This window comes from Blautia sp. SF-50 (assembly GCF_900101315.1).
Taxonomy (GTDB): Bacteria; Bacillota; Clostridia; order Lachnospirales; family Lachnospiraceae; genus Blautia_A; species Blautia_A fusiformis.
In genome coordinates, this window is the sequence record NZ_FMUW01000060.1 from 1 (window position 1) to 7,111 (window position 7,111).

A 7,111-nucleotide genomic window follows, 5' to 3' on the forward strand; every position below is an offset into this window, starting at 1 on the left:
CTAAAAAAATCAAGTTGTATATCTCCGAAAATAGAATTAAATCCCGCATAAAATCAAGGTATATTAGAATGTAGAATTTACTTTTTCATTCAAGCCCTTTTTCAGCCATTCCAGCGCTATGGACACTGCCAGTGAAGCCAGCAGAAGCGTCAGTGTATTGGTCAGAAAATATCCACTCACATACACAAAAGAATATTTTCTTATAAATGTATGTATCAGAAATATATTCATGGAATGTTTTCCGAGGAACAATAAAATCTGTCGCACTCCCGGAATGACATTAATAAATTCGCAGCAAAATGCCATAAATACAATTGGATACACACCCCAGTGGATCTCACTGTATACCGTCAGCGGCAAAGTTCTGTACGCTTTATACAAAATAAACACCGCAAGAAGCTCCAGAAGAAATTTGAAAACATGCTTCATTCCAGCATTCCATATCTTAAACCATCGGTTAAACAGATCATACTTGGCTACACACATTCCCATGAGAAATACCGGTAAAAATGCATAAATACCCGTAATTCCCATAACCTCCAGGGAAATTATCCGTGGAAATGCCGCAACAGCCACAAGAATAAATACCAGATATTCTTCCTTTATCATAAACAGTGGCACGCAGATGATAAAAATGATCGCCGCACTCATATACCACCAGGTTCCGTTCAGAGTCGAAGTTCCGAAAAGTTTCGCCAGACCAAAAAAATCCAGCACCATTGCGCTAACACCTTTGGCAATATTTCCGTTTCCGAAATATCTGGCCACGGCATAGCCGTTATAAAGCTGTGAGCTCACAACAGAAAGCCCCCATATAATCCAGAACCCTCCCATTGTTTTTATCAGTCTTTTGGCTGTCCACTTGCCAGGTGTAGAATTATTTTTTCTGTAACTGAGATACAGTCCGTATCCGGAAATAAATGCATAGATCGGTACACAGATCTTAAATGTTCTGCACAGATACATGATCCGATCTGCTGAAAACGGAGTGAAAACAACATTCAGCCCCTCAAATCTGTCTTGACTCAGATACATATGATGGAACAGCATTATAACAATGGCAATGCCCTTCATCGCCTGAGAATTATATTTATCAAACTTTATTGCCTGCTTTCCTTCCAAAATCCAACCTCCATATTACCGATTCTCGATGATCCTCTCATAAACTCGTTTGGAACAGTTACGGTCATTAAATGCAAAGGTCTCATCCATTCGTTTCCGATATTCCTCTTTCATCTGACAGCCGTCTGCCATATATTCGATGATCCGGTCCACAGTTCCGTCCAGTGTATGCTCCACCTCTCCGAAGCCATCTCTCTCATAGTCAAAGTATCCCTCTGTGTAGGAATGCGCGCCACTGAAAAAGCTGTCTCTGTCAAACTGGGAGTATACGATGGGTTTTCTCAAATATGCAAAATCAAAGGCAACCGAAGAATAGTCCGTGATCATCAGATCTGTCTGGGCAAAAATGTCCTTGTAGGAATAAGACGAATCCATAAATTTTACCCGTGGATCATGACGGAACATATGCAGACCGTCAATGGTATTTGGGTGAGGCATGAAGCAGATGGTATATCCGTACTTCTCTGCCGCTCCCAGAAGTCTTTCGTTGTTGAGAAGATCATCATAAAAATGGAAATATTCGCTTTCCTGAAATTCTTTTCCAAGCTGCCATACCCCTCTGGCATCGGTTCCTGAGGAAAGGCTTTTGCGCCAGGTAGGCATCACCGTCACATACTTGCGCTCATCATGGACCAGACGGTCATAACGCGGCATTCCCGTAAGCCAGATATTTTTTTCCGGATAAAAATAGTCATAGGTAAAGGCAGAATCATATTCCGGCTTTGTGCTGACGATAAATCCGAAAAGATTACGGTTGTATTTGTTCAGCCACTTGGACTGGTTGTCTTTGGTCACACCATGCTGTAAAAATACCAGCTTTTTGTCATAGATGATATCGCGGTACAGATACTCCAGCTTTCCAAAAGGATTGATCACCGGTTTGTTAGCCTGGGAGGACAGTGAAAATTCATTCAGCAGGAACAGAAGCTTATGCTTCCAGGAGAAAGGCTCCACAACCTTTCCAAGCTTCTTCATTTCCACATAATCCTGTGTATCCTTGTTGACTACAAAGTACGGCTCCACCGTAGGGTCCGGATTGGCGCAGAGATAGCGGAACATCACTTCGCCGTTATCATCTCCGCGTGTTGTACGATCGGAGATCAGCCAGATCTGCTTTTTCTGCTTCGCCTTCTGCATCTCGTAGAGCTTACGCACGAGAACTGCCTTTTTTCCGGCCTTTCCCTGAGAAAATATTGCTTTGGTGCGTTTTTTCTTCAGCTGTTTCTCCCTGCTCTGACTGTATGGCTCTACCGTTACTTCATACTGATGGCCCAGAACCTTTGCATCTTCCTGATCCTCTCCACGGATCATCCGGACTTTTTCGTTAAGATACAGAAGCTTATCCTCTATATGCAGGAAAAGCGGCAGCTTCTTTGTAAATGGCACATATTTTCCGTAGGAAATATTGTACATTTTGTTTATATGTCCATCTGTGCCTGTGCCCCAGCTGATAAACTCCCGGATCTCGGAAAGCGGAATGTCCACGATATACAGCTTCTCAACGGCACTTTCTTCTCTGCACCAGCCGGTTCTTTCCAGAGTATATTTCCATCTGGCTTCATAGGTGTTGCCACCAGTCATCATATATGCACGGTTTGTCCTGCTCACAGGCTCCACAATGGAAAATTCACAGTGCAGCTGGTCTTTTTCCGGCTGGAATATCTTGACACGGAGATTGTCATATATGGGATTCAGGATCGTGTCTGCCTGATCCGGAAATTTTTTGCATATATCCGGATAATATTTCCGGAGAAGATATACTTTGTTTGCCCTGCTGATATGCTGATTGGACATCACGATCTCCGGAAACTCCATCTGCTTCAGGAAGCTTTCGATGCCTTCCTCATATCTGCACTTTTTCTCTTCATCAAGCTTCTCGTTATCAAATATGATATCAGCTATTTTTGCGCTGTAATACAGCAGCACATAATCTGCATTTTTTTCATGAACAGGATTTTCTTTTATTCTGCAGTCTGCGATCTTTCGGAAAAATTCCTGATAAAATACCTCCAGCTGGTCCGGATCCTGCAGCATGTTCTTCCAGTCCTCCACCATGAGATGGTCCGCAAGGATCTGCACATAGATATCTTCCCCTGAAGCCACTCCCAGACTCCGGCAGCTTACAACGGACTGATATACCATGGTCATCACATCCAGATACCAGATCTCCGGACGGATCTCGGATACCCATTTCACCTGATCTGCGGCAAATGTGTAAGCGGTATACAGCTGATGCAGAAGATATACATTGTTATCCAGCGTTGTTTTTTCGGTGAAACGGTTACAGTAATTATTATGCTCCCGCACATGGATATTTCCTTTTCCACGGATCTTTGTTAGGACAACATCTCTGTTTTCTTCCTCAAAGCAGCGTCTGATCTCTGCACTGGATTTTGAGGAAAAACGGATTCCGGCTTTTGCAAAAACAACATAGCTTCCGGCTATCTTATCCTTCAGCTCCGCCACAAGATTCCCGCATTCCAGTCCGTCAATATATAAAAGATCCCGGTCATCCAGCATCTCCCGGAAACGAGGATCCTCCGGATTGAACTCTCCGTAGATCTTATCCAGCTCTTCGTCCTTGAGCTCTTTCTCCTTTTCTCCGGCTTCCTCCAGCTCCCGCATGTCCCGTTCATCAGGAATATCCATATCTCCTGCAATGCATACTGCAAGGATCTGTACCGTTCCTTCCGGTGTGACCTCACGTACATTTTTAAAGGTTCTGTAAAGCTTTGCGGTATCTTTTGCAAAAACAACTACTGAAAATTCATACTCCCTGTTCATATTGCTCCTTTTGTATCCTTATATTAAAATTTTTTCTCTTTCAGCCTTCTTTTCAGTTTGTCCGGTATTTGAGCATTGGCTATATATTCATAGATTCGTTTGCTGTTGTCATTGTCCCTGTAGGGAAGAAGTTCATCTCTTCTTCCTGAAAATTCCGGTTTTTCACGGAATCCGTTCCTCGCATATTCTCCGATAAGGTCTACCAGCTGGTTCTGATCCCATGCCAGATCTCCGAAAACATCTTTTTTGTAGTCCATATAGCTTCCCTGGACTTTCTCATAGGTTTCCAGATCAAAGGGATAAAATACCACCGGTTTTTCCTGATAGTAGACATCCCAGGAAACAGAAGAATAATCGGTGATCAGCATATGGCAGCTCATCAGAAGCTGATTCAGCGGCATGGTCCCAAATGGGATCAGCCGGATATGCCTGTCTTCCACCTGAAAGCTCCGGATATGTTCCCTGAATTTCGGATGGATATAAAAGTTCAGCGTGATATCCTCCTTTTCCAGAAGAGTCTTAAGCCTCTCATCCTGCAGAAATGCTTTATAACGCTGATAGTATTCACTTTTTTTGAACTGATCCTCGCTGATATCCTCCAGCCAGCTTCTCCATGTAGGCATCAGCAGGATCTCTTTATGAGCCGGATCCGACTTGTCCTCCAGCACATCCCATCTGGCCAGTCCGGTGATGATGATCTCTTCATTATCGTATCCGAAATAATCATGGATGATCTTCTGTTCATAACCCGAAGACACCACAAACAGTGCCATCTGATTGCCTCCGCCTTTATGAAAGGTCCTGTGGCATTGCTTGAAGCCCATCACTCCATGCTGGAGAAATACGATGTTCTTCCGTGCCTGATACAGAACCTTGTAGATGCTGTTGGGCGAATCCCAGATATAAAAATGCCGGATCGCATCGGTAGATATCAGATACCGTGCAGCGCTGAGATAGATCATGTACTTAAATGACATGAACTGGATCACATTGGCATCATACTCTTTTACAGCCTGATAATCCGGACATTTTTTATCTATTACATAAAAAATCCGACTTCTGTCCTTCTCCGGTGCATGCTCCATACAGTACCGGAAAAAATAGAGGCCGTTGTCCTGTGCCATTGTACAGTATTTCTCGCAGATCAGCCATAATTTCTTATGATCCCAGTAAGGTTTCAGGATAAAATAGCAGAATAATGCAAGAAATTCTTTTGCTATAAATGCATAGCTGTCATATTTCGGATCATATTTCCGGTATTGAATGGTAAACTGCCTTGCTCCGTTGACAAAGGGATAAACCATATGCCCATCCCCGGTTCTGGTCCATCTTGGAAAAAGGATCAGCTTAAGTTTAAGTTTTGAACTTAAGCCTCCCAGGATCGCATCCTCATAATTTCCTTTTCCTTCTTTATCCACAGATGCCACCACATCCCAGAATGCGGTTTCCATCGGATACTGATCTACATTGATCTGTGCATGATACACGATCGTATTTCCTTTTTTTGCTGTCTGCATTTCAAAAGGAAAGCTTGTATCCAACACTGCATTTCGCTGCTTCAGCTTCAGGGAACGAATCCTTCCTCTGGATCCTTCCAGCTCAAAACTGATCTTTATGGTTCCTTTTGTCAGCGAAAATTTCCTAGTTTTTACCTTGATCTCCGCCGGAGCTTCCATTAACTGCTGCAATTTTTCACCACCTGTTACATTTCTTTGATCGCTTTGTAATTTCTTTCACAGTTCTTTGTATCCCACAGATCAAAATATTTTCCGTGTCTTTCCAGATAGATCTCTTCATTGGCAAATCCCTGCTTATGCAGGCGGATCAGCCAGTCCGTTACTTCCTGTTCCGTTACACATACCGGACCGAAGCCATCTTTCCGGAAATCAAAATACCCGATCTGATGATGACTTTGCCGGAATTTTTCATTGTCAAACTGGTAGTAGACCAGTGGCTTTTTCATGTAGGCAAAGTCCATGGCCACACTGGAAAAATCAGTCACCAGCACTGCGGACTCTTTAAGGAGTGTCTGCACATCGTACTCAGGCCAGGACGCCACTGTGATCTTCGGATGATCCACATGAAAATATTTCAGGAACCGATGCATTTCCCTGTGCGGATAAAAGATGATCTGAAGATCGTTCTCCTCAATATAGCGGATCAGTCTCTCATCCTTGAGAAGTGCATCCCAGTACCGGTAATAATCGGTTTCCATGAATTTCTGTGCTTCCAGCTCGTGATCAGAGGCTGAGATCTCATTGCGGATATACATACGCCAGGTCGGCATGATCAGGATCTGGTTCTTTTTTACCTTCATATCATGAAGCTGGTCAAAACGACACAGTCCCAGCTCCTGCACATAGCCTTCCGGATATCCGTACCGGTCATTGACATATTTCCACTCATCATAGGTACTGGTAACAAAAAGGCTCATTTTTGTATGCGGATAGTACAGAAAACTAAGATCTGCCGTAATGATCCCATGCTGCAGGAACGCCCGCTTGTTCCGTAGGATTCCGTAAACCTCCAGCACATAGCAGATGGCTGCGTTTGGTTTTCCCATTTTCTGGGAGCTGATATTTTTTGATGCAGCCAGATAGTAGATCCAGTGGCGGAAGCTTCCATACTGGATCACAGGTCCCAGATTTTTTACCCGGGCATAATCCGGAGATTTTCTATTGATGGCGTACACTGCATCCTCACTGGTATTTTCTCTCAGATATTTGTACAGCCAGAATCCGTTATCCCGGCATTCATTCTCTGTATCACAGAGAAGCCAGAGATCCCTGCGAAAAAGTCTGTAGACCATCGCAATGGGAAATGCCAGGATAAACTTGATGATGTGAAGCAGATCCCCAGGTTTTACTCGTTTCAGTTTTTCAAGAAAGCTTGAATGAAAAAGTAAATTCTACATTCTAATATACCTTGATTTTATGCGGGATTTAATTCTATTTTCGGAGATATACAACTTGATTTTTTTAGTATATAATGCTTTTATACGGCATAAACAGCATAGTTTTTTGCATGATAAAAGGACATCTGGAAATAGTGTGCAGGACTAAATTCCACATGTCTGTTGGAAAGACTAAATTCTATGCAATGAAACTTGCCTGTGCCTGTATTGTTATTATTATTTTATTAATGCTGGTATCAATGTGACTTCATCGGCTGGTATCTCTGCTAATCCTAATGCTTTATGAAGTCT

At 43.0% G+C, this 7,111-nt stretch carries 4 protein-coding genes; all 4 read right to left on the reverse strand.

Features of this window, described 5'->3' with window-relative positions; genetic code table 11:
• Nucleotides 1–63 precede the first annotated feature (63 nt).
• From BLP57_RS17255 to BLP57_RS17270, 4 genes are read right to left on the reverse strand one after another with little or no spacing between them, the layout of a single operon-like run.
• Nucleotides 64–1,122 carry an acyltransferase family protein gene (locus tag BLP57_RS17255; protein WP_092073534.1) on the reverse strand — a complete coding sequence of 353 codons (1,059 nt, stop codon included), beginning with the start codon at nucleotides 1,120–1,122 and terminating at the stop codon, nucleotides 64–66.
• 15 nt (nucleotides 1,123–1,137) lie between these two features.
• Nucleotides 1,138–3,906 carry a CDP-glycerol glycerophosphotransferase family protein gene (locus BLP57_RS17260; protein WP_092073537.1) on the reverse strand — a complete coding sequence of 923 codons (2,769 nt, stop codon included), beginning with the start codon at nucleotides 3,904–3,906 and terminating at the stop codon, nucleotides 1,138–1,140.
• A 23-nt stretch (nucleotides 3,907–3,929) separates the two neighbouring features.
• Complete coding sequence (locus BLP57_RS17265) at nucleotides 3,930–5,594, reverse strand: CDP-glycerol glycerophosphotransferase family protein (protein ID WP_092073541.1); 1,665 nt, start codon at nucleotides 5,592–5,594, stop codon at nucleotides 3,930–3,932.
• Between the two features lie 14 nt (nucleotides 5,595–5,608).
• Complete coding sequence (locus tag BLP57_RS17270) at nucleotides 5,609–6,715, reverse strand: CDP-glycerol glycerophosphotransferase family protein (protein WP_242872672.1); 1,107 nt, start codon at nucleotides 6,713–6,715, stop codon at nucleotides 5,609–5,611.
• Nucleotides 6,716–7,111: the final 396 nt, after the last annotated feature.